The 24,048-nt window shown below is 58.4% G+C and carries 20 protein-coding genes; 9 read left to right on the top strand and 11 right to left on the bottom strand.

Features of this window, described 5'->3' with window-relative positions:
- Positions 1-85: 85 nt before the first annotated feature.
- Positions 86-1,021: a 2-hydroxyacid dehydrogenase gene (locus ACR3EG_RS06275; RefSeq protein ID WP_480494234.1), complete on the top strand. Its 936-nt coding sequence runs from the start codon at positions 86-88 to the stop codon at positions 1,019-1,021.
- A gap of 6 nt (positions 1,022-1,027) precedes the next feature.
- Here the strand turns inward: ACR3EG_RS06275 and ACR3EG_RS06270 are convergent, their stop codons facing one another.
- Positions 1,028-1,384, bottom strand: a complete 357-nt coding sequence (locus ACR3EG_RS06270; protein ID WP_480494232.1) for a hypothetical protein — start codon at positions 1,382-1,384, stop codon at positions 1,028-1,030.
- Positions 1,385-1,560: 176 nt separating this feature from the next.
- Between ACR3EG_RS06270 and ACR3EG_RS06265 the strand changes: the two genes are divergently transcribed.
- The 3 genes from ACR3EG_RS06265 (at position 1,561) to ACR3EG_RS06255 (ending at position 3,848) form a co-directional block, all read left to right on the top strand.
- On the top strand, positions 1,561-2,394 hold the full coding sequence (locus ACR3EG_RS06265) for a bifunctional allantoicase/(S)-ureidoglycine aminohydrolase (protein ID WP_480494230.1): 834 nt from the start codon (positions 1,561-1,563) through the stop codon (positions 2,392-2,394).
- Positions 2,395-2,483: 89 nt separating this feature from the next.
- Positions 2,484-2,807 carry a hypothetical protein gene (locus ACR3EG_RS06260; RefSeq protein ID WP_170354885.1) on the top strand — a complete coding sequence of 108 codons (324 nt, stop codon included), beginning with the start codon at positions 2,484-2,486 and terminating at the stop codon, positions 2,805-2,807.
- A gap of 54 nt (positions 2,808-2,861) precedes the next feature.
- Positions 2,862-3,848: a type I glyceraldehyde-3-phosphate dehydrogenase gene (locus ACR3EG_RS06255; RefSeq protein ID WP_480494228.1), complete on the top strand. Its 987-nt coding sequence runs from the start codon at positions 2,862-2,864 to the stop codon at positions 3,846-3,848.
- A gap of 9 nt (positions 3,849-3,857) precedes the next feature.
- On the opposite strand, the gene ACR3EG_RS06250 is transcribed toward ACR3EG_RS06255, so the two are convergent.
- Together ACR3EG_RS06250 and puuE are read right to left on the bottom strand one after the other, a co-directional pair.
- Positions 3,858-4,343 (bottom strand): ureidoglycolate lyase, encoded by a 486-nt coding sequence (locus ACR3EG_RS06250; RefSeq protein ID WP_480494226.1) that lies wholly within the window; start codon positions 4,341-4,343, stop codon positions 3,858-3,860.
- The gene (gene puuE / locus ACR3EG_RS06245; protein WP_480494224.1) at positions 4,340-5,758 is read right to left on the bottom strand and encodes an allantoinase PuuE; all 1,419 of its coding nucleotides are present in this window, start codon (positions 5,756-5,758) and stop codon (positions 4,340-4,342) included. The genes ACR3EG_RS06250 and puuE overlap by 4 nt, the downstream gene beginning before the upstream one ends.
- A gap of 161 nt (positions 5,759-5,919) precedes the next feature.
- Between puuE and uraH the strand changes: the two genes are divergently transcribed.
- Positions 5,920-6,276 (top strand): hydroxyisourate hydrolase, encoded by a 357-nt coding sequence (gene uraH / locus ACR3EG_RS06240; protein WP_480494222.1) that lies wholly within the window; start codon positions 5,920-5,922, stop codon positions 6,274-6,276.
- A 200-nt stretch (positions 6,277-6,476) separates the two neighbouring features.
- On the opposite strand, the gene ACR3EG_RS06235 is transcribed toward uraH, so the two are convergent.
- Complete coding sequence (locus ACR3EG_RS06235; protein WP_480494221.1) at positions 6,477-7,397, bottom strand: LysR family transcriptional regulator; 921 nt, start codon at positions 7,395-7,397, stop codon at positions 6,477-6,479.
- A 96-nt stretch (positions 7,398-7,493) separates the two neighbouring features.
- On the opposite strand from ACR3EG_RS06235, the gene ACR3EG_RS06230 reads away from it, so the two are divergent.
- From ACR3EG_RS06230 to ACR3EG_RS06220, 3 genes are all read left to right on the top strand, one after another.
- Complete coding sequence (locus tag ACR3EG_RS06230; RefSeq protein ID WP_480494219.1) at positions 7,494-8,717, top strand: urate hydroxylase PuuD; 1,224 nt, start codon at positions 7,494-7,496, stop codon at positions 8,715-8,717.
- A gap of 159 nt (positions 8,718-8,876) precedes the next feature.
- Entirely contained in the window at positions 8,877-10,682 is a 1,806-nt protein-coding gene (locus ACR3EG_RS06225) for an autotransporter assembly complex protein TamA (protein WP_480494217.1), read from the top strand.
- Complete coding sequence (locus ACR3EG_RS06220) at positions 10,679-14,761, top strand: translocation/assembly module TamB domain-containing protein (protein ID WP_480494215.1); 4,083 nt, start codon at positions 10,679-10,681, stop codon at positions 14,759-14,761. Before ACR3EG_RS06225 ends, ACR3EG_RS06220 begins: the two co-directional genes overlap by 4 nt.
- Here ACR3EG_RS06220 and ACR3EG_RS06215 read toward each other — a convergent pair.
- From ACR3EG_RS06215 to ychF, 7 genes are all read right to left on the bottom strand, one after another.
- Positions 14,755-15,264 (bottom strand): thioesterase family protein, encoded by a 510-nt coding sequence (locus tag ACR3EG_RS06215; protein ID WP_480494213.1) that lies wholly within the window; start codon positions 15,262-15,264, stop codon positions 14,755-14,757. The genes ACR3EG_RS06220 and ACR3EG_RS06215 overlap by 7 nt on opposite strands.
- Complete coding sequence (locus tag ACR3EG_RS06210) at positions 15,257-16,045, bottom strand: cyclase family protein (RefSeq protein ID WP_480494211.1); 789 nt, start codon at positions 16,043-16,045, stop codon at positions 15,257-15,259. Before ACR3EG_RS06210 ends, ACR3EG_RS06215 begins: the two co-directional genes overlap by 8 nt.
- A 96-nt stretch (positions 16,046-16,141) precedes the next feature.
- Complete coding sequence (gene fdhF, locus ACR3EG_RS06205; RefSeq protein WP_480494209.1) at positions 16,142-18,925, bottom strand: formate dehydrogenase subunit alpha; 2,784 nt, start codon at positions 18,923-18,925, stop codon at positions 16,142-16,144.
- Between the two features lie 14 nt (positions 18,926-18,939).
- Positions 18,940-20,643, bottom strand: a complete 1,704-nt coding sequence (locus ACR3EG_RS06200; RefSeq protein WP_480494207.1) for an NAD(P)H-dependent oxidoreductase subunit E — start codon at positions 20,641-20,643, stop codon at positions 18,940-18,942.
- An 85-nt stretch (positions 20,644-20,728) separates the two neighbouring features.
- Positions 20,729-21,610, bottom strand: coding sequence for a LysR family transcriptional regulator (locus ACR3EG_RS06195; RefSeq protein WP_480494205.1), 882 nt, complete (start codon positions 21,608-21,610; stop codon positions 20,729-20,731).
- Between the two features lie 69 nt (positions 21,611-21,679).
- A complete protein-coding gene (locus ACR3EG_RS06190; protein WP_480494203.1) occupies positions 21,680-22,189 on the bottom strand; it encodes an N-acetyltransferase family protein in 510 nt (169 codons plus the stop codon).
- A gap of 7 nt (positions 22,190-22,196) precedes the next feature.
- Positions 22,197-23,294 (bottom strand): redox-regulated ATPase YchF, encoded by a 1,098-nt coding sequence (gene ychF / locus ACR3EG_RS06185; RefSeq protein ID WP_480494201.1) that lies wholly within the window; start codon positions 23,292-23,294, stop codon positions 22,197-22,199.
- Positions 23,295-23,487: 193 nt separating this feature from the next.
- Here ychF and ACR3EG_RS06180 point away from each other — a divergent pair, with 193 nt between their 5' ends.
- Positions 23,488-23,973 (top strand): acyloxyacyl hydrolase, encoded by a 486-nt coding sequence (locus ACR3EG_RS06180; RefSeq protein WP_480494199.1) that lies wholly within the window; start codon positions 23,488-23,490, stop codon positions 23,971-23,973.
- The last annotated feature ends 75 nt before the right edge of the window (positions 23,974-24,048 follow it).

The following is a 24,048-nucleotide window of genomic DNA, read 5'->3' as shown; positions in this document are numbered from 1 at the left end:
TCGGCCCGAGAATGACTTAGCTGCCGTCAAGATGTCCAGCTAGGACGGGACGTCAAGTCAATCAAACTGTTCGGGGGAGGTTAAAATGGCGTTGTTGATAGAGACAGGTCTGTCCGATTGGATGAGCGACAGCGATATCGCGCGGGACATTCAGGCACTGAAGCCCGGTCTGGACGTACGCACCCCTGCCACGATCGGAGACCCCAGCGACATTACAATGATCGCATTAGCTGGACTCAGCGATGATCAACTTGCCCGCCTGCCCAATCTGCAGCTTGTGCAAAAACTGGGCGCAGGCGTCGAAACGATTGTCGGCAACCCCAACCTGCCCGACCATGTGCGTGTTACGCGCCTGAAACCTGACGCGCCTGCGCAAGGCATCGCCGAGTGGTTCGTGGCCTATATCCTGCGTCAACAGCGCAACATGCCCTTCCACGAGGCGGCGCAGGACCGATCGGAATGGTCCCCGAAGGCGCCGCTCTATTCGCCGGACACTGTGGTCGGAGTGCTGGGTTTGGGTCATATTGGCGCCCGCAGCGCAAAGATGCTGCGCGCGGTTGGGTTTCAGGTCATGGGCTGGAGCCGCTCATCCAAGCAGATCGACGGTGTCACATGCCTGCATGGCGAGGACGCCCTGCCCGATCTGTTGTCTGCATGTGACCATGTCTGTGCCATACTGCCATCGACCCCGCAAACGGTCGGCTTGTTCGGACCCGATATGCTGGCGGCCATGAAACCCGGCAGCCAGTTGCTGAATGCCGGACGCGGAGATTTGATTGACGAGGCCGCGTTGATCACCGCTTTGGATCAGGGAACGCCCGGTCGTGCCGTTCTGGACGTCACCCGAACCGAACCTTTACCTGCAGACAGCCCTTTATGGACACATCCGGGTGTAACAATCACCCCGCACGTTTCTGGCTGGCATCTAGGCGATGCTCTGCGCGATGTGGCCGAGAATTTCGAGCGCCTCAACAGTGGCGCGCCCTTGTTGCACGAAGTGGACCGGGCGCGCGGATACTAGCGCTCTTTATGGCGTGACAATCCAATTGCCGCCCGCGTCGCGGCAACGTCGCGTTCTGACCTCACGTATCTGATCGGTATTGGCCGGTTCAATCAAGTGCTGCAAATGCACGCAATTGCCGCGCACATCCCGCACGGTGACGGTACCCTTTGCGTCGGTTTCCGTGCTGGCCCACGTAGCTTCTGAACCAACCTGCGGCGTACTGCCCTGAAACAATCCGTCTGCGGCGGTCGTCAGCAATGTGAAATCGTCCGGGCTCAACCCCGATTCTGCTATGATCCGCGACAATGGCTTGGCCTGCGCAGCAACGCTGAGGCCGATTATCACAGCGCCTGCTGCTGTAAGAGAGAAAAGAGAATTCATGGGGCCTCACACTTCTGAAATGCACTTTCATTCAAGGATAGACATGTGAACCCGCATGGCCAACCCCAAGAGGTTTCAACCTTCAAATATTCCCGAACAAACCTATTGCGATCGCGCCGCTATAAGCGCCTGTCCAATCACCCCATAGTGCGAGAAACCTGAACCAGAGGCATCAAATGGCACAGCCTACTTATTATGCGCCGTCAGGCGGACATCCCGGACAAGACCAGCTTTTGACTGACCGCGCCATGTTTACTGACGCCTATGCGGTGATCCCCAAAGGGACGATGCGTGACATCGTGACCAGTTACCTGCCTTTTTGGCAGGACACCCGGCTTTGGGTTCTGTCCCGCCCGCTGAGTGGTTTTGCCGAAACATTCTCGCAGTATATCATGGAGGTTCAGCCCGGTGGGGGCAGCGACCGCCCCGAAACCGACCCGCACGCGCAGGCCGTAGTGTTCGTGGTCGAAGGCTCGGTAACCGTGACGCTGAACGGCAATGTTCATGTGTTGGAGACAGGGGGTTATGCCTATATCCCAGCGGGGTCCGAATGGACCCTGCACAATCGCGGCGAAGATATTGCCCGGTTTCACTGGATCCGCAAAGCGTATGAAGCCGTTCCCGGCCTGCCCGCCCCTGATCCGATCATCACCAATGAACGCGACATCGCCCCGACCCCGATGCCCGGCACCGAGGGGCGTTGGGCCACAACCCGTTTCGCCGATCCGCAAGACCTGCGCCACGACATGCATGTCAACATCGTCACGTTCGAGCCGGGCGGCGTGATCCCGTTTGCCGAAACCCATGTGATGGAACACGGGCTTTACGTGCTTGAAGGTAAAGCCGTCTATCGGCTGAATCAGGACTGGGTCGAGGTCGAAGCCGGCGACTATATGTGGTTGCGCGCTTTCTGCCCGCAAGCCTGTTATGCTGGTGGACCGGGACGGTTTCGTTATCTTCTTTACAAGGATGTGAACCGTCACATGTCCCTAACCCTGTCTAAACGCTGAGTTTCCGGTGGGTTTCTTGGGCTCGGGGCTTCACAGGACCGGTTGAATCTGATGAAATACCCGCAGTTTTTAGCACTGGAGATTGTTCAATGGTACTGCGTGGATCAATGTTGGCGCTGGCCGCCGTCATCGGCCTTACGGCTATTAACGCGACCCCTGTGGTCGCCAAGGAACCGACCAAATCGGTTTCGGTCTTCAGCCGGACCTGGGCGATCACGCAGGTCTCGGATGCTCCGGTCGTGTATCGCGCGACGCGGGACAACAACAACCTCAACCCGTTTGGGCCGCCGCCGCGCCTGCGCACCCTGCAGGCCATCGCAGCGATCCAGCAGGCCACCGGGTGCACGCCCATCCGAGGCAGCATGTACCAGAATATCTCGGGCCAGTTCTTTTCGCAGGTCAGTTGCAACTGACCCCAAGGCGAAACGGGCATTGAGGTCAGCGCAACCCGCTGCCATAGCTTGCGCATGAAACTCGCGATTAACGGATTCGGCCGGATCGGCCGCACGATCCTGCGGCAGCTTCTGGCCATGCCGCAGGACAGTGGTATCCAGCTGGTGCTGATCAACGACATCGCGCCGCTTGAAACCTGCACCTACCTGTTCAAATACGACAGTACATTCGGTCCCTATGCGGGCGATGTTAAACACTCTGCTGACGAATTAATCGTCGACGGGATGGCGATACCGGTGACCCACAGTGCGGATCTGTCTCGTGTGGATCTGACCGGCGTCGATGTCCTGATGGACTGCACGGGCGTTGCACGCACATCAGATGTCGCCAGCCAGGGCCTGACGGCGGGTGCGGGGAAAGTGCTGATTTCCGGCCCGTCTCCGGCGACCGAGGTTACCGTTGTGCTCGGCGCAAACGAAGACCAGCTGGGCGATGCGCGCATCGTGTCGAACGCCTCGTGCACGACGAACGGTCTGGCGCCTTTGGTCAAGGTTCTGGATGGGATCGGTGGCCTGGTATCGGGCCACATGACGACCATCCACTGTTATACGAACAGCCAGCCAATGGTGGACGCACCGCGCGGGGATCTGGCCCGATCCCGCGCTGGCGCACTTTCGATGGTTCCAACCACCACCAGCGCCATGCACCTGATTGACGAGGTTTTGCCCCATCTGGCCGGTCGCGTCTCGGGTGCGGCGGTGCGGGTTCCCACGGCCAGCGTCTCGGCGGTTGACCTGATCGTGACGCTTGAACACCCAGTGTCCGCGGATTTGTTCGAGGCCAACCTGCGTCAGGCCGTTGCGCAATCACCTGTTCTGGGTTGGACGGACGAGCCCTTGGTGTCGTCCGATTTGCGGACCCGCCCCGAGTCGCTTGTCATCGCAGGCCCAGAGACGCGGCAGATCGGCGATCATCAGGTCCGCGTCTTTGGCTGGTACGACAACGAATGGGGCTTCTCGGCCCGGATGCTGGATGTCGCCCGACTGATGGTTGGCCGCTGATTGGCGACGTCAGCGGGCGACAATTTCATAGGGCGTGTCGAACCAGTGTTCTTCAAGGTTCGCCCCGGCACCGATGCGGTCAACAACCGCGAACAGACCCGGACCATGCAGCGGCGTTAAAACACCATGCCATGTGCCCCGATGATAGTTTACGGCCTGACCGGGTGACGTCAGGAAGGCAACGGGCTGGCCGGGCATTCCATTGGCATCTGGTGCGACCACGACCAGAAACGGTTGATGTGTCATCGGTATAAAGGCTTGACTACCTTCGGGATGCCGCTCGACCATATCCAACACATAGGGGAAAGCGCGCGGATTGGCGTTAAACAGGCTGATACCCGCGCGTCCGTCAGCGAAATCCATCTGGGCACGGTCATGGAAACGGCCGCATTGTTCTTGGTTTATGATTTTGTCTGGCTGACCCGCAGCCTCAATCACGTCTCCGTATGGCGCAAAGGCTTGAGCGGTCAGCGGACGGGCAACGATCTGCATCATGACGGAAGAATGTCCCGCAGCCGAAACTCGGCAATGCGTTCAACCTGACGGCAGGCTTCGCGGAATTCCGTTTCGCGATCCTGCTCAATCCGCCGCTGAAACGCCTGCAGGATCGAGGCTTTATCGTGATCTCGCACCGCGATGATGAAAGGGAACCCAAACCTCTCGGTGTAACGATTATTCAGGTCCGTGAACGCCGCGCGTTCGGCGTCTGTCAACGCATCCAACCCGGCTGATGCCTGTTCAGACGTGCTTTCCTGTGTCAGACGTTTCGCCTGCGCCAGTTTGCCGGCCAAATCCGGGTGCGCGGTCAGAACGCTCAGTCTTTCGTGATCCGAGGCAGACCGGAACATACGCGTCAGCGCATTGTGCAATCCACCCGCAGTGTCATGAGCAGGGCCAAGCTCTAGCTCGAACGCGCGCTCGGCAATCCAGGCCGAATGTTCAAAGATGCCGCCATAAGTGCCGACGAATGTTGCGCGGTCCATCTGGGACGGTTTCGGATGGCGGCTCGGCGGGTGATGTGCGGCCCAATGCTGTGCGATTTGCAAGCGGGTCGCGAACCATACGTCCTCAAAACCCTTCGCATAGTCGAGAAACCGTTTCAACGCCATAACCCGGCCGGGACGCCCGATCAGCCTGCAATGCAGCCCGATTGACAACATCTTGGGCGCGCCCTCTTGGCCTTCAGCATAGAGCGCGTCGAAACTGTCCTTGAGATAGGAATAAAACTGGTCGCCCGCGTTAAAACCCTGCGGGGTGGCAAAGCGCATGTCGTTGCAATCCAAAGTATATGGAACGATCAGCTGATCCCTTTCGCCTGCGTTGACCCAGTAGGGAAGATCATCCGCATAGGTGTCAGCGACATAGTCAAACCCGCCCTCTTCAGCGACCAATCGAACCGTATTCTCGGAACAGCGCCCCGTGTACCAACCGCGCGGGCGCTGACCTACGACTTCGGTATGCAGGCGGATCGCTTCGTTAATCTGGGCGCGTTCCTCTGCTTCGGGCATATCCTTGTGCTCAACCCATTTCAGACCGTGGCTGGCGATCTCCCATCCCGCAGACTTCATTGCGTTAACTTGGTCTGGGGACCGGGCCAGCGCGGTCGCGACACCATAGACCGTAATTGGCAGGTCTTTCATAAGCCGGTGCAACCGCCAGAACCCGGCGCGTGCGCCGTATTCGTAAATCGACTCCATGTTCCAATGCCGCTGACCCGGCCATTGCGCGGCCCCGACGATTTCAGACAGAAAAGCTTCGGAGGCCGCATCGCCGTGAAGTATGTTGTTTTCCCCGCCTTCTTCGTAATTCAGCACGATTTGAACCGCGATCTTGGCACCGCCGGGCCATTGAGCATCGGGCGGTGTCAAACCGTATCCGATCATGTCGCGAGGATAACGAGGGGGCTGCATATGGGTGTCCGTTCTTTTGTTTGTCCTCAGCCATAGCCCAGAAACAGCCGGATGATTATCAAACTAATCCGAACGCAGTTTCCGGTTCTTTTGGCATTTCCATATTTTAGAACTTTGCGCCAGACTGTGGCAAAGCAAATTGCAGATCACAGGAGAATGCCGTGGCAGGCTATCTGACAACGCATGTTCTGGACACCGCACGCGGCTGTCCGGCCCAAGGGTTGAACATCACGCTCTACAGCGTAGCGGGTGAGGCGCGCCATATCCTCGCCCAGATGACAACAAACGCCGATGGCCGAACGGATAGTCCCATTTTGCCAAAGGACGCCTTTGCGATCGGTACATACGAATTGGTGTTTGACGCTGGCGAATATCTGCGGACAACGGGACAATCGGCAGAAGATCCGCTGTTTCTGGACAATATCCCAATACGTTTCGGCATGTCAGACCCTGATGCGCACTATCACGTACCGCTGCTGCTTTCACCTTTTGGCTATTCGACCTATCGCGGCAGTTAACACAGATCCCCTCCCGCCCGTCGATCACCCTGCCGGGTTCCTCCGGTTGGGCCGGGCGCCGCACCTTTCAGGTACGGCGCGGTTTCTCCTGATTCAGGCGTTCCGCGTCTCGAGGGCGTTCCCACGCTGCGGCCGTGCCGCAGCGCCGGGCCCAACACTGTGCAGCGCCCGAAGGGTGCGAACAGTGGCGGGAGCCCCTATCAGCCCCCTTCGCCCAACGCGTTGACGATCTTGCCAATTCTCGCGATCATAAAATCCATAAACAGACGTGCCTTCGGGTCCTGATGGCGCCTATGCGTGTACAGGCAGGCCATTTGCACCGCGACCGGGGGCGTCTCGACCGCAACTGGAACAAGTTGACCTGTTTTCAGGTGTTCGGCGACTTCGAACACCGGTTTCATTGCAATACCCTGCCCAGACAAGGCCCAATCCGTCAGAACGTCGCCATCGTCGCATTCGAACCGTCCGGAAACCGCAAACCGCCGAGGACCGTCTGGCGTTTCCAGCAGCCACTGAAACTCGGTCGCGCCCGGGAACCGCAGGTTCAGGCATTCATGTTTGTCCGAAACAAGATCAGCACCGGTGCGCGGCATCCCCCGTCTAGAGACATATTCCGGCGCGGCGCACAGAACACGTGGGCAGTCTGCAATCTTGCGGATACGCAATGTGCTGTCTTCGGGCTGGCCAATAAAGAACGCCAGATCCAAGCCTTCAGTCGTCAGGTCAACCGATCGATCCGTTAAACGCAGCCGAACGTCAATCTCGGGGTATTCTGACAGGAAATCAGGCACATGCGGGGCCAACAATCGCCGCCCCACCCCTAACGGAGCAGCAACGAAAAGCGACCCGCGCGGTGCTTCAGTCAGATGCACCACCTGCGCCTCGGCTTCATCCACTGCGTCAAGAACGGCCACTGCGCCTGGATAGAACGCCCGGCCCTGCTCGGTTGGGGAAAGGTTGCGTGTGGTGCGCTGGAACAGGCGCACGCCCAGGTGATCTTCAAGTTGCGATATCCGCGCCGAAGTCACCGCTGGGGAAATGCGCAAATCCCGACCAGCTGCAGACATACTGCCTAAATCATAGACGCGGACGAAGGTTCGGATATTGTCGAGATAGGACATCTTATCGTTTTTTTTGATACAGTTTGGCAATATACGGGAATACCGAATAAAAAGCGGTTTGCCTAGTGTGGCCCTAACCAATCGGAGAGACCCCACATGTTCGAATTTGCCGTGTTCTGGGATTGGATGGCATTCGCCGTGCGCTGGTTGCACGTGATCACCGCCATTGCCTGGATCGGATCGTCTTTTTACTTCATTGCACTGGACCTTGGCCTGAACCGCGACATTTCAGGCCCGGCAGATGGTGAGGAATGGCAGGTGCATGGCGGCGGATTCTATCACATCCAGAAATATCTGGTCGCGCCCGAGCGGATGCCCGATCACCTGACGTGGTTCAAATGGGAAAGCTATGCCACCTGGCTGAGCGGTGCGGCGCTGCTGATGATCGTCTATTGGGTCGGCGGAGAGCTGTATCTGATTGATGCGCAAAAGGCCGATCTGGCGCTGTGGCAGGGCATTGCGATTTCGGCGGCTTCGCTGACTGTGGGTTGGCTGATCTATGACTTTTTATGCAAATCCAAGCTGGGGCAGCGTCCCACCCTGCTGATGGTGCTGTTGTTCGTGCTGCTGGTGGCGATGGGCTGGGCTTACAACCAGATTTTCACGGGCCGCGCGATGATGCTGCATCTGGGGGCGTTCACCGCAACGATCATGACAGCGAATGTGTTCTTCATCATCATGCCCAACCAGCGCATCGTGGTCGATGATCTGAAGAATGGCCGAACGCCGGACCCGAAATACGGCAAGATCGCCAAGCTGCGGTCGACGCACAACAACTACCTGACGCTTCCTGTTGTGTTTCTGATGCTGTCCAACCATTACCCGCTGGCCTTTGCGACTCAATACAACTGGATCATTGCGGCGTTGGTTTTCCTGATGGGCGTTACCATCCGGCACTATTTCAACACGCGCCACGCACGCGCCGGAAACCCGACGTGGACATGGCTGGCCACAGCACTGCTTTTCATTGGGATCATGTGGCTGTCGACTGCGCCAATGTACAAACCTGTGGAAGACGCCGAAGCGCAACCCCTTACGCGATATGAACAGAAATTCGCGGCGGCAGAGGGTTTTGAGGAGGCACATGACGTCGTTCTGGGAAGATGCTCGATGTGCCACGCGCGCGAACCGGTCTGGGAGGGTATCCAATGGGCACCGAAGGGCGTTTTGCTTGAAACCGAAGGCGACATTGCCCGCAACGCCAGGCAAATCTACTTGCAGGCAGGTGTCAGCCACGCCATGCCTCCGGCCAACGTCACTTATATGGAACCCGAAGATCGCGAAGCCATCATTCGCTGGTTCCGCAGTGTCGGGTCCTGATCCAGCGGCTCTCTGATCACACAACCCGCTAATTTCTGGTCTGTTTCGATTATTTTTCCCCCTGACCGGCGATGAATGCTCTAACATGAATGTCATGACGCGCCGCTTCTTCCCAGACGGCGAAAACTGATTTCAACTTGGGGCAGTTGAGGCCAATTGATGCAGAAGACCGGACCGCGCGCTTGTGTGAGAACTTGCCTGTTTGGCCTGCTGGCTGCCGTTCTGCCCACTTCGCTACTTGCGCTAGAGACAACTCTGACCGCTCCGGGTGCGCCCAAAGCTCTGATCGAGCGTCTTGAAGAGACCTCATCCGTTGCTACCGCCGAGTCGCGCGGACTGGGCACACCACTGGAAATTTTATCGGCCGCGTTGTCGGATTATCGGACCATTGTTCAGATTCTGTACGACGAGGGGTATTTCAGCCCGGTCGTCAGCATCAAGCTGGACGGTCAGGAAGCGGCCGAACTGAGTTCCCTGAGCGTACCGACGCAGATCAACCGCGCTGCCATCACCGTGCAGACCGGACCTAAGTTCCGGTTTGGCGAAGCGATCGTACAGCCTTTGGCCCCACAGACCGTCCTGCCCGAAGAATTCGCGATCGGCGAATTGGCCACCACCGGGGCGATCCAGCGCGCCGGTTCCGCAGGGGTCCAAGGCTGGCGCAATGCAGGCCATGCCAAAGCCGATATTCAAGGTCAAAGAGTCATCGCCCGACACGCGCAGGCCCAGTTGGACGCTCAGATTGATCTGGCTCCGGGGCCGCGCTTGACGTTCGGGAAAATGATCATCTCGGGCGATACGGATGTGAAACACTCGTCGATCGAAAAGATCGCGGGCTTCCCAGAGGGCAAGGTTTATTCCCCCGAAGACATCCAAAAAGTCGGGACACGTCTGCGCAGGACCGGAACTTTCAATGTTGTCGCCATTGAGGAACGTGAGAACCCGAACCCTGATGGCACGCTGGATTTCGACGCCTATTTCGAAGATCTGCCCAAACGCCGCCTGACTTTCGGATTCGAAATTGCCTCTCGGGATGGGATCGATCTGACGGCAACCTGGACCCATCGCAACGTGTTTCGGCGGGCAGAACGGCTGCGGTTCGAAGCAGCGCTGCGCAATATCGGCGGTGCCGAGGATCTGGACGGGCGCATCGGTCTTCGACTGGACCAGCCGGATCGGCTGGGACCGGATGACAACACGTTCTGGAACGCCCTGCTGGAACGCCGCAACACCGACAATTACAACGTTACTTTAACATCGCTGGCGTATGGTGCGCGACGTACTTTCTCGGATCGGCTATACGCCGAAGCCTCGGCCGGGTTTCAATGGTCCGACGCGGATGACGCGTTCGGCGATGGGCGCAAGTTCCGATACTTTATTGTCCCCACCCGCACCGAGTGGGATCAACGCGACAGCAAGGTCAGTGCGACGAAAGGGTTTTATCTGGACGCACAGATCATGCCCTTTCTGGGAATTTCAGAAACTGAAACCGGCATCAGGTTCTTTGCTGACGCGCGCACCTATACCAGCCTGGGAACTGGCGGGCGCATTGTACTAGCTGGGCGGGTGCAAGCGGGTTCAGTAGTGGGGCCATCACTGAACGCAGTTACCCCGGACTTCCTGTTCTATTCCGGTGGCGCCGGCACCGTACGTGGGCAACCGTTCGAAAGCCTCGGCATTCCGGTCGGAGACGAAATTGCCGGCGGCAAATCCTTCCTTGGACTCTCCGGAGAAGTCAGGGGCAAGATAAACGATGCGATATCGCTGGTGGGGTTCTATGATTACGGCGTGGTGGATTCGTCCTCATTCGTCACTAGCGCCGCAGCGTCCCATTCTGGCGCAGGTCTAGGCGTCAGATACGATCTAGGCGGCTTTGGACCCTTGCGCTTGGACCTCGCGGTTCCCGTGCAGGGCGACACAGGGAATGGTCTGCAATTCTATATCGGGATCGGACAGGCATTTTGATACGGCGATATTCATATACAGTCCTGACCGCCACGCTGGTCCTGTATGCGCCTCCTCTGGCCGCGCAGGAAGACAGCGGTGGCAGTATGCTTGAGAATTTCCTGCAGGATACGCTGTCAGGTGACAATCAGAACGTCACGGTCAAGGGTCTGCAAGGCGCTCTGAGCGCGCGCGCCACCATAGAGGAAATCACAGTCGCGGATGATGAAGGCGTCTGGTTGACCATCAAGGACGCTCAGCTGGACTGGAACCGCCTAGCGCTGATCCGAGGCAGATTCTCGGTTAACGCGTTGACAGCGCAGGAAATCGACATCGCCCGCGCGCCCGGCGCGACAACCGCACCGGACGAACCTGCACCTTCTGCCGAAACTCAGCCATTTCAACTTCCTGAACTGCCCGTTTCTATCGAGATCGGCGAAATTCGTATAGACGAGATTTCCCTGGGCGAGCCGTTGATAGGCGTGGCCGCAGACCTGTCGGTTACCGGCAATCTTTCCCTGGCCGACGGAACCTTGGACACCAATCTCGATATCACTCGGCTGGACCGCGCAGGCGACGAAATCACACTGACCGCCGAGTTCCAGAACGCCACCAGCGAAATTACCCTTGATCTGAATGTGACCGAAGCATCCGGCGGTCTGATTTCTACCGCCCTGAACATTCCCGATAGCCCGCCCATCGGATTATCCGCCAAAGGGTCCGGCCCGCTGACGGATTTCACCGCCGATATCGGCTTGAGCAGCGACAGCCAGCAACGCGTGACCGGTCAGGTTCGCCTGCGCGCGGCCACCGAGGGCGCGTCAGAGGGCATTGCGTTTACCACCGACCTCAGTGGTGATCTGACCCCATTTCTATCAGCCGATATCGATCCGTTCTTTGGCACTCAGACACGACTTTTCGTAAACGGCCAAACCAAACCCGAAGGGGCGCTGGATGTCTCAGACCTGGAACTGACCACGCAAGCGCTGGACTTGAAGGGCGAGTTGCAACTGGCCCAGGGTGGAACACTGGCACTTGCGGCTTTGCAGGGACGTATCACGCCACCAGACGGCCAGGCTGTGATCCTGCCTGTGTCGGGCGGGGACACGTCCCTTCAGGCCGCACAGATTTCCGCACTTTTCGATCAGAAAAACGGCAACCTTTGGGACCTGAGCCTGACGGCGAACGGCTTTAAATCCCCTCAGGCCAACCTGCAAAACGCCCGGATTACGGCGCAAGGAGTTCTGGATCAGGCGGAAACCCTGTCAGTAAGTGGTGACCTGCAGGCCAGCGTCACCGGTGTTGATTTGACTGATCCTGCTTTGAACTCGGCTATCGGCCAACGCATCACGCTGGACGGCCAGTTTGACTATGGCAATGATCAGTCTCTGAACCTATCGGGGTTCGAACTGGTCGGATCGGATTATACGCTTGCGCTGGATGCTTTGGTCGATGGCCTGAACAGCGGTTTGAACGTGGACGGTTCAGCTACGCTCGAAGCGTCTGACTTGGCCCGATTTTCGGACCTCGCACAAATGGACCTTGGGGGGCGGGTCTCGGCCAGAATTGATGGGTCGGGATCGCCACTGGAAGGCAGCTTTGACGGCAAGCTGGCTGTCGAGGGCAGCGACCTGTCTACCGGGCGCGACGATATCGACCCGGTCATCACTGGCGAAACGACGATCACGCTGGATGCCAAACGTGATTCAGACGGCATTACCATCCGCGCCTTCGATCTGAACAGCGAAGCTGCGCAGGCTCAGGCAAGCGGCGATGTGACTACACCCGATGGCAATCTGACCATCGACGGGCAAGCGCGGGTAAATGCGGCGGACTTGTCAGTGTTCTCGGGCTTGGCGCAGCGTGAGCTGGGAGGCTCTGTAAGGGCAGAAGTCAGCGGCATGGGGACAGTACAAACGTTGGAGTTTGACGGCACCGCCAATGTCGTCGGTCGGAACATACGAACGGGCATGGCGGATATTGATCCCCTCTTGACCGGTCAGACCACAATCCAGTGGGATGGTGCACGGACCGCGGATGCCATTGATATACGAAGCGCCACAATCAACGCCCAAGCCCTGAGCGCGCAGGTTCAGGCCATGATAAATGACCCGACCGAAGAACCCTCGGGCCAGGGTCAGGCGCGTTTGACCGTGCCAGACCTGTCGCTTTTTTCGGGATTGACCGGCCAAGATCTGGCCGGATCAGTGAATGCCAACCTACAAGGCAGCGGCGACCTCGCCACGCGCGCTTTTGACGTCCAAGGGAACGTGGACGCCAACAACATTCGGTCCGGGATCGAGGTACTCGACAAACTGATTGAGGGGCGTACAACCCTGACCATAGACGCTGAAAATGGCGACGAGGGTCTGGATGTTCGCACGTTCCGACTGACAGGAACGGCAATCTCTGCAAACGCCTCGGGCAAGGTCTCGCGCGAGGCCGGAGGGCTGGATTACTCGGTGACACTGGACGACGTCGCCCGTGTGACCCGGACTCTGTCTGGCCCCCTGACTTTGGAAGGCAACGTGGCACCAACTCGGACGGGGTTGGAAGGAACTGCAAATTTAAGCGGGCCTGACAGTTCTTATGCCAATCTCAAAGGGACAGTTGAAACGGACGGCGACGCAGATGTGGAATTTGACGCCAAGTTCAATCGCATTGAACGATTTGCACCCGACTTCCCCGGCACCATCGCTGCCACGGGAACTGCACAACGCAAAAGTGGCATCTGGACCATCGACACCAGCGCCGAAGGCCCCGCGCAGATTAACAGCGACGTTTCGGGTACATTTGACGAAAGCACGGGTGAAGCGGATCTGAAGGCCGTGGGCGGTGTGAACATAGGAATTGCCAACCTGTTCATTTCACCCAATAAAATCGACGGAACTGCCCGGTATGACGTTACTCTTAAGGGCAAGCCAGCGCTTGATGCCCTTAGCGGGTCGATCACCACCTCTGGCACATCGCTGGCCATTCCGGGCGCCGGGCAAACAATCACTGGCATCAGTGGGTCAGTCGATCTGTCGCAAAGCCGAGCAACGGTTTCCATTTCCGGCGGCACCCGCGCCGGCGGTTCGTTCTCGGTCGCCGGGCCGGTTGATCTTACCCCGCCCTTCAACGCGAATATCGTAACGACTTTGAATAACCTGGTTCTGACGGACCAGCTTTTGTATGAGACCACACTGGCTGGACAAATTGCGATGACCGGAGCGTTGGCAGGAAATAGCTCGGTTTCAGGGCAGATCGATTTCGTTGAAACAAACATCAACCTAGCAGCCGCCTCTGGCGCGGTAGGGGCGGCGGCGATCCCCGACATCCAGCATGTTGGTGAAAGTGCTGCAGAATTGCTGACACGGCAACGCGCCGGTCTGGTCAAGGACGAAGAGACCACACAAAGCGACTCGCGCATTGCGTTGGATATCGCATTGCTAGCCCCGAAAGAGGTCTTTGTGCGCGGTCGCGGCGTGAACGCGGAACTGGGTGGGCGGCTGTTTATCGGCGGGACCACATCATCCGTCATCCCGTCAGGGCAGATAGAATTGATCCGCGGTAACTTTGATATTCTGGGGCGTCGACTGGCGCTGACCAAGGGTATCGTAACGCTACAGGGCGACCTCACACCGTATATCGAGTTCGAATCTTCGACCAGCACCTCGGACGGTACTGCTACGATCGAAATCGCCGGGCCGCTGGATTCACCCGAAGTCGACGTATTCTCTGACCCGGAACGCCCCGCCGAAGAGGCTCTGGCCATGTTGTTGTTCGGCAACCGGTTTTCGGAACTGTCGCCCTTTGTGATTGCCCAGATGGCGGCGTCGCTGGCACAACTTAGCGGCGCAGGTGGTGATGCCACCAAGGGGCTGCGTGACAGCACAGGGGTAGATACGGTCGATATAGGCGCGACGGAAGGCGGAGCGGGACGCTTGGGCGCGGGCGCTTACCTAAGCGATAACCTCTACACCGATTTCACCGTCAACACAGAAGGCGACACCGAAGTGAACCTGAACCTTGACGTCACCGACAACTTCACCGTCCGGGGCACTGTCGATGGCCGGGGCGAGACTGGGCTGGGTGTGTTCTTTGAACGCGATTACTGACGCCGGATCGCAATCGGTAGACCGATCTGAGGCACCGCTTCAAGCCCCGCATGATCACGCGCCATCCGCGCCAACCGGGCTGCAGCCCAATCTGGATACGCAACAGATCGACCTGTTGTTTGGCTAACATTCATGAAAAGCGCTTCTTGTGTAGCGCACACCTCGCCTGAAGCCGAAAGCATCTGGGCAAAATAATGCCCCCGTTTGTGATCGGCATCCAACATGCGAATGTGAAAGGTCAACGACTGACCTTCGAGAACTTCGCGCAGGAAAGACATTTGCGATTGCAGGACGTAAGGTCCCTGCCCCAACGCGCTGACCTGAACTTCGCCCAGTCCCAGATGATCAACCATCAACCGTTCAAGCGCCATATCAAATGCCACTCCGTAATAGCCCACATTCATGTGGCCATTATAGTCGATCCATTCCGGCAGCACCTTGAATCCGTGAATTTCGACAGGTGCGTCATAGGGGCCATCATGGCCGCCCAATGGTTCAGTCATCTGCATCATCCTCGAATATGGCGACAGCGCGCGTGAATCCCGCCGAAGCGCCTTTGATCTTGAACGGAAAACACGAGATTTCAAAGCCATGGGGCGGCAGGCTGTCCAAGTTGGTCAGCTTTTCCATGTGGCAATACCCAATGTCTATCGAAGCACGGTGGCCTTCCCAGATGATCGAAGGATCCTGTGTTTCGGCATATTCCTGCGCGGTGAAGGCAAAAGGGGCGTCCCAGCTCCAGGCGTCAGTGCCAGTCACCCGCACGCCTCGTTCCGTCAAATAAAGCGTCGCCTCGCGACCCATGCCGCAACCTTTCATCAGATAATCAGGTTGCCCATAATGCGTACCCGCAGCCGTATTCACAACGACGATATCCAATGGTCGCAACGTATGACCGATCCGTCTCAGCTCGGTCTCAACATCCGCTGCAGTCACCACATAGCCATCCTCGAAATGGCGGAAATCCAGCTTCACACCGGGATTCATGCACCATTCAAGCGGCACCTCGTCGATGGTGATCGCGCGTTCACCGTTGTTCATGGTTGAATGGTGATGATAGGGCGCATCCAGATGTGTGCCGTTGTGGGTGGCGATCTGAAGACGCTCAACAGCCCAACCTTCACCACCCGGCAGATCGTCTTTTTGCAGTCCGGGAAAGAACGACATGACCTGTTCCGCAGTATGGTCATGGGTCAGGTATTCGATTTCAGGCAGCATGATCGGCGGGTCGGACACGATCCCGGTTTCCAACGGAACAGACAAATCGACGAAACGGCGCGCCATGGAACCCTCCATCACCAAAAGCGGTAACAGGTTTGGCCGCCTCTAAGCTTCTGTCAAGGAAAGAAAAAGGCGGCCACATGGGCCGCCCTTGTTGATTTATTCAGCAGCGATGGCGTCTTCTATCTTTTCAACCCTGATGGCCGAGAACTTAAACTCGGGGATCTTGCCATAAGGGTCAATGGCCGAGTTGGTCAGGATATTTGCTGCTGCCTCAACATAGGCAAACGGAATGAACACCATATCCTCGGCAATCGCCCGGTCCGTCCGCACCATGATCTCGATCGAGCCGCGCCGGGTGGTCAGGCGGATCGTCTCGCCCGGTTCGATCCCCATCAGCTTGAGCGTGCGCGGGTTCATCGAACAGTTCGCTTCCGGTTCCACAGCATCCAGAACGTTGGACCGGCGGGTCATCGACCCGGTGTGCCAATGTTCCAGCTGACGACCTGTTGTGGCGATCATCGGATATTCGGCATCCGGGGCCTCATCCGGCGGGATGACGCTGGCGGGCGTGAATTTGGCTTTACCACCCGCACGGGGAAATCCGTCGCCAAACACGATGGACTGCCCCGGATCGGTCTCGGACAGCGACGGATAGGTGATCGTCTCGTTTTCCAGACGTTCCCACGTGATGTTGTCCAGCGACTCCATGGTCAGCTTCATCTCAGCAAAGACCTGAGACACATCCGTATAGTCCCAGTTCAAACCGATCCGCTGCGCCAGTTCGACGGTGATCGCCCAATCCTCACGCGCCTCACCCGGAGGAGCGACTGCCGGGCGCACACGCTGCACCTGACGGTTGGTGTTCGACACGGTGCCGTTCTTTTCATACAGCGCCGAGGCCGGCAGAATGATATCAGCGTAGTTTGCCGTCTCGGTCAGGAAGATGTCCTGAACGATCATCAGGTCCAGCTTTGCCAGCGCTGCGCGGGCATGGTTCACATCCGGGTCAGACATGGCCGGATTTTCGCCCAGAATATACATGCCCTTGATGTTTCCGGCATAAATCTGGTCGATGATTTCGGTGACCGTCAGGCCCTTTTCGTTCGAGAAATCCTCTGATCCCCAAACATCGGCGAACTTCGCCCGGATGTTGTCGTCTGTGACCGTTTTGTAGTCCGGCAGGAACATCGGGATCAGACCAGCATCCGAGGCGCCCTGAACGTTGTTCTGACCACGCAACGGGTGCAGACCCGCGCCCGGTTTACCAACATTCCCGGTCATCAGCGCGAGGCTGATCAGACAACGCGAGTTATCCGTTCCATGGATGTGCTGACTGACACCCATGCCCCAGAAGATCAGGCCGGCCTTGGCCTGTGCAAAGGTACGGGCCACCCGGCGGATCTGATCCGGTTCAATACCGCAGATCGGGGCCATCGCTTCGGGCGTGAACTGGCGCAGGTGTTCTTTCTCGGCCTCCCAGTTCTCGGTCCAGCGGTGGATGTACTGGCTGTCATAGAGCTCCTCTTCGACGATCACGTTCATGATCGCGTTCAACATCGACACATCCGCTCCCGGTCGGAACTGCAGCATTTCATCGGCGAACTTGCGCATCCCGACACCGCGCGGGTCCATTACGATCAGCTTGCCACCGCGTTTGGTGAACTGCTTGAAATACGTCGCGGCGACGGGGTGGTTCTCGATCGGGTTGGCCCCGATTATGATCGCCACATCCGCGTCTTTGATGTCGTTGAACGCAGCCGTAACCGCGCCCGATCCAACGTTTTCAATCAGCGCGGCCACCGACGACGCGTGGCACAGACGGGTGCAGTGGTCGACGTTGTTGTGGCGGAAGCCCTGACGGATGAACTTCTGGAACAGATACGCTTCTTCATTCGTGCACTTGGCCGAGCCAAAACCCGCGACATTGCGCGGATCATCGTCGCGCAGTTCCTTCAGCTTGGTCGCGGCCAGATCCATCGCCTCTTCCCAGGTCGCCTCGCGGAAATGGGTGGACAGGTCCGCAGGGTCGACATTCAAGCCCTTGGCAGGCGCGTCCTCGCGCCGGATCAGTGGTTTGGTCAAACGGTGCGGGTGGTGGATGTAGTCAAAGCCGAACCGGCCTTTGACACACAGGCGGCCTTCGTTAGCGGGGCCGTTGATGCCTTCGACATACTTAACCTTGCCGTCCTTGACCTTCAGCGAAACTTTACAGCCCACGCCGCAGAACGGGCAGACGCTTTCGGTCTCGGAATCGTAGTCCTTACTGTCACCCTTCTGCTGGTCGTCCAGCACAGTGGCGGGCATCAGCGCGCCGGTCGGGCAAGCCTGAACGCATTCACCACATGCGACACAAGTTGAATCGCCCATCGGATCGTTCTGGTCGAACACAACCTGCGCAGTATGACCGCGACCAGCCATGCCAATTACATCGTTCACCTGCACGTCGCGACAGGCGCGCACGCAGAGATTGCAGTTGATGCAGGCGTCCAGATTAACGCGCATCGCAACGTGGCTGTCATCCAGCAGCGGGATTTTCTCGGCCTCTTTGGCCGGGAAACGGCTGTCGCTGACGTCGTTCAGCTTGGCCATGTCCCAGAAGTGGCTGGACGCGTCATGTGCCTCCTCCGGCTGGTCAGCGACCAGCAGTTCCATGACCATGGCGCGCGATTTCTCGGCGCGGTCGCTGTCTGTCTTGACTACCATACCATCCGCTGCGGGTCGGATGCACGAAGCGACCAGAGTACGCTCGCCCTCCACCTCGACCATACAGGCGCGGCAGTTGCCGTCGGGTTTGTAACCCGGCTGCGGTTTGTGGCACAGGTGCGGAATTGTGAACCCTTGGCCTTTGGCGGCTTCCCAGATGGTCCAGCCCTCAGGCACGGTGACATCTTCGCCGTTCAGGTTGAAGGTGACGGTCTTGTTCGGGCTTGCGTCTAGCATGGCTCTGTCTCCCTTCAGATTTCGTCAGCAAAATGTTTCATGACAAGGCGGATCGGGTTCGGGGCCGCCTGCCCCAGACCACAGATCGAGGCATCGCCCATAACCTGACACAGATCCTCCAACAGATCGGTGTCCCATGTGTCGGCCTGCATCAGCTTGACCGCCTTTTCACAGCCCGCCCGGCAGGGCGTACACTGGCCACAGCTTTCGTCTTCGAAAAACCGCAGCATGTTCAGCGCCGCATCGCGGGCAGTGTCCTGATCGGACAGAACCACCACGGCGGCGGACCCGATAAAGGTGCCATGCGGCTGCAGCGTGTCGAAATCCAGCGGGATATCGTCCATCGACGCGGGCAACAGACCCGAGGAAGGCCCGCCCGGCTGATACGCCTTGAAGCTCTGCCCCTCGGCCATGCCACCAGCCGCCTCAATCACGTCCAGAATGGTCGATCCGGCGAGCAGCAGATAGACGCCCGGCTGTGCCACCCGGCCCGAGACCGAATAGCTGCGCAGGCCCTTGCGCCCGTTCTTTTCAACAGAGTTCAAAATCTGCGGCCCTTCGCGGCAAATCTTCGACACCCAATAGAGCGTCTCGACGTTGTGCACCAAGGTCGGTCGGTTAAAGACCCCAACCTGCGCCACAAACGGAGGACGGTGACGCGGCAGACCCTTTTTGCCCTCGATCGATTCAATCATCGCGGATTCTTCGCCGCAGATATAGGCACCGGCCCCCCGGCGCAGATCGATATAGCCGGGCGTGACGATCCCGGCCTGCTCCAGCGCGGTGATCTCACGGCGCAGAATTTCCAGCACCGCCGGATATTCGTCGCGCATGTAGATAAAGCAGGTTTCCGCCTCGACCGCCCATGCGGCGATCAGCATGCCCTCAAGGAAGACATGCGGCGTGCGCTCCAGATAGTAGCGGTCTTTGAACGTGCCGGGCTCGCCCTCGTCCCCGTTCACGGCCAGATAGCGGGTGCCTTCGTTCATGCGAACAAAGCCCCATTTCTTGCCCGACGGGAAGCCAGCACCACCCAGACCGCGCAGGCCCGAGGACAGGATGTCTTCCTGAACTTGTTCCCAATCGCCACCGTCGCGCAGCTCTTTCAGCTTGGCATAGCCGCCATTGGCCTCATACGCGGCAAAGGCTTCGTAGTCGGGTAGATGGGCGTGCGTGTCATCGGCAGCAATCGCGGCCTGCACCTTTTCGGGGGTCGCGTGGTCGATATGGTTGTGACCGATCTCCAGCACCGGAGCAGTATCACAGCGGCCCATGCACGGCGCGCGCACGACGCGGACCTGCGAGGCATCCAGACCGTCCTCCAGCGCCTTTTGCAACTGCTGGGCACCGGCCATTTCGCAGGACAAAGAATCACAGACACGGATCGTCAGCGCGGGCGGAGGCGTCTCGCCCTCTTTCACCACGTCGAAATGGGCATAAAAGGTAGCGGTTTCATAGATTTCGGCCTGACCGATGCGCATCTCGACCGCCAGAGCGGCGATGTGGTCGGCGCTGATATGGCCGTGTTCGTCCTGAATCAAATGCAGGAATTCGATCAGCAGATCACGGCGGCGCGGGCGATCGCCCAGCAGGCGCGCGATCTCGGCCTGTGCTTCATCCGTGAACTGACGGCCTTTGGGCGTGTGCCGCCCTTTGCCTTTACCTGACTTCCAGACGCCCTTGGGTGCGCCTGATGGCTTGGTATCTAATGGTGCCATGATGCCCTCCGATTAAGGCTCCGTGTCTCATCAGATCAGCATATCGTCAAATCGCATATTTCAATCGCACGATAACGACACCTTATCACCGTAAGGAGGCGACAACCGCCCTTAGCGCTTCGACCGTCGGCAATTCCGGATCACGGCTGAGCGTGGCCAGACAGATCGGCTTGCTGACGATCGGATCGACCAGAGGCAGCACTTTCGTCCCTTTCAGATCGCCCAATGCCCGCACCAGCACTCGGGGAACAACCGTGGCCGCCAACCCCTCGCGCGCCATGACCATCGAAGCGGTGAAGCCGCTGGTTTCGGCCACCACATGCGGGTGCAGGCCCTGTTCAGCGAAAATCCGATCCAGAATGCGGCGGTTCTGCATCTGCGGCTCAAGCAGGCTGATCGGGAACTCGGCCACCTGCGCCCAAGGGATCGGCCCGGTTTCATCGGTCATATGCGCCGGAACCAGCAGCACATAGGTTTCTTCGTACAGGGGCTGAACCTGCCGCAGATCGGTGCCGATGCTGTCGCCATAGGTGATGCCCGCATCCAGGCTGCCCTCATCCAGCCGGTGCTGAATGGCGGTGGCCGACATGGTTTCGATCCGCGACAGGATGCGCGGGTGGGCCTGCTGCAACCGTTTGATCAGACGTCCGGTAAAGGCAATTGCGGTGGGGATCACGCCCAGGATCAGCGTCCCCGTGATCTCACCCTTGGACGCCTGCACCTGCTGTTCCAGCGCCTTGGTCTCATCCAGAATACGCCGCGCCCGCTGGACGATCATCTCGCCTTCTTCAGTCAGGCCCTGAAACCTGTTGGCGCGGCGCACGATTGAGACGCCCAGCCGGTCCTCGAGATTCCGAATACGCATGGAAAACGCTGGCTGGGAAATCCCGCATTCTTCGGCCGCCTTGGCAAAATGACGATGCCGCGCCAAAGCGCTAAGCAATTGCAGGTCGCGGATTTCGATCATGTTTCGGTATCCCAAGGTGAGGCCAGAAACCCAGATTAGCGGCTTTTGCGTTGGGGGAAAGCGATGCGTTCAGGTCAAAGACAAAGCATAGACAATGTTGAGATAGCCCTGATCTGCAATCCGGAACTGGGTCTCGCCAATCTGTACAAATCCATTGGCCAGATAGAAGGCGATGGCCGGATCGTTTTCTGCATTTGTAGTCAACCAGACGGAATCGGCCCGTTGCTCTCGGCAATGCGTCACCACGGCCGTAAGCAGGCGCGTGCCGATCCCTTTGCCGTGATGACGCGGCTGAACATAGAACGTCGAAATTTCCATACCCGTCCACCCCGCGGCAGGGGCATCACAGACCGGAGAGACGCGAATGAACCCGTCGATCCCCTGTGAATTATTCGACACCAGAATGAACTCTTCCGGATCGCTGATCAGGGCAGCGATACGCGCTGGCGTGAACTCGGTCAGCGCGTAATCCGCGAAAAAACCGCTAACTCCGCGTTTGAGATAGGTGCCGATCCAGACTTCAATCGAGATCGCAGCGATGCTCGACGCATCTGAATGGTCCGCTACACGCAGGGTCAATCGGCGCTCAGGTATTGAACAAAAAGTGCATAACATCGCCATCCTTGACGATGTAGCCCTTCCCTTCAGCCCGCATCTTGCCTGCCTCTTTCGCGCCCTGCTCACCATTGGCGGCGATGTAGTCGTCATAGGCGATGGTCTCGGCGCGGATGAAGCCTTTTTCGAAATCCCCATGGATCACGCCAGCGGCCTGCGGGGCGGCGGTGCCGGTGCGGATGGTCCAGGCGCGGGCCTCTTTCGGGCCGACGGTGAAATAGGTTTCCAGCTTGAGCAGGTCGTAACCGGCGCGGATCAGACGGTCGAGGCCGGGTTCTTCCAGACCCATCTCGCTCAGGAACATCTCGGCCTCGTCGTCCTCCAGCAGGCTGATCTCTTCCTCGATCTTGGCGCTTATGATGACGTGGGAATTGCCCTGCGCCGCGGCCATTTCAGCGACCTTGGCGGAATATTCATTGCCTTCGGCGGCTTCTTCTTCGGACACGTTGCAGACATAGAGCACCGGCTTGGTGGTCAGCAGTTGCAGCATCTTCCACGCCTTCGCGTCCTCGTCCGAGACCTCGACCAGGCGCGCGGGCTTGCCGTTTTCCAGCATCTCCTGCGCCTCAGACAGCAGGCGGTCCTGCTGCTGCGCCTCTTTGTCATTGCCTTTAAGCTTGCGCACCAGATTGGCACGGCGTTTTTCGATGCTTTCCAGATCGGCCAACATCAGTTCGGTCTCAATGGTATCGGCGTCGGCCACCGGGTCAACGCGGCCATCCACATGGGTCACATCACCGTCTTCGAAACAGCGCAGCACATGGGCAATCGCATCCGTCTCGCGGATGTTGGCCAGAAACTGGTTACCCAGTCCTTCGCCTTTTGACGCCCCCTTCACTAGACCGGCAATATCCACAAAGGTCATGCGCGTCGGGATGATCTGCTTTGAGGTCGCAATCGCCGCCAGCTTGTCCAGCCGGTCATCAGGCACGGCCACGTCACCCACATTGGGCTCGATGGTGCAGAACGGGAAGTTCGCCGCCTGCGCTGCGGCGGTCTTAGTCAGAGCATTGAACAGGGTCGACTTGCCCACATTCGGCAGACCCACGATTCCCATTTTAAAGCCCATCTCGGCCTCCTGAAGCGATGTGACGGCGTCTTCTAGGCAGGTTGTGGAAAATGCGCAACCCGCGCTCACAACCCGCCTGACACCGATTGACAACGTCACGGACCTGTTACCCAGTTTGTGCTTGCGTGAGTTGAACTGCCTGAGGGATGGTACCCAAATTGCTCTTATCGCTAACTTTTGACGAAGACATCCTATGAAAGCGCTACTTACTTCTGTCGCCTTGCTCATGGCCGCTACCTCTGCACAGGCCCAATCTGTCATATTTGGCGCAGGCTACGCGGATTTTTCTAATGGCAACGGCAACGATCAAGGCGTGTTTTCACTGGAATACCAGCATCGCCCGTTTCACGAGGCAACCCGCTTCAGCGCTGGTCTGGGTGCGGCCCTGACCGTCGACACCGACGGAGACACGCATATCGGCGCAGGTTTGGTGGGCATATATTCCTTTTCGGATCGCTGGTTCGCTGAGTTGAGTGTGATGCCCGGTTACTTTAACGCCTCAAACGGCGACAATGACTTGGGTGGCAACTTTCAGATTCGCAGCCTTTTGGGTCTTGGCTATACTTTGGACAGCGGCAACGCCATTTCGCTGGCAGTCACTCACAAATCAAACGCCAGTACCGACAGCTTTAACCCCGGCGTGAATGCGCTGCTCTTACGCTATCACCTTGGGTTCTAGGTCAATCTGGTCAGTCGGGATTGATTTCCGGCCAAAGTTTCTGCACATCAGGATCAAACCTGAATGCAAGGATCA

Source organism: Ruegeria sp. AM7 (assembly GCF_056535965.1).
Note: the sequence above shows the minus strand (reverse complement) of the source record. Positions and strands in the feature narration are given on the sequence as shown.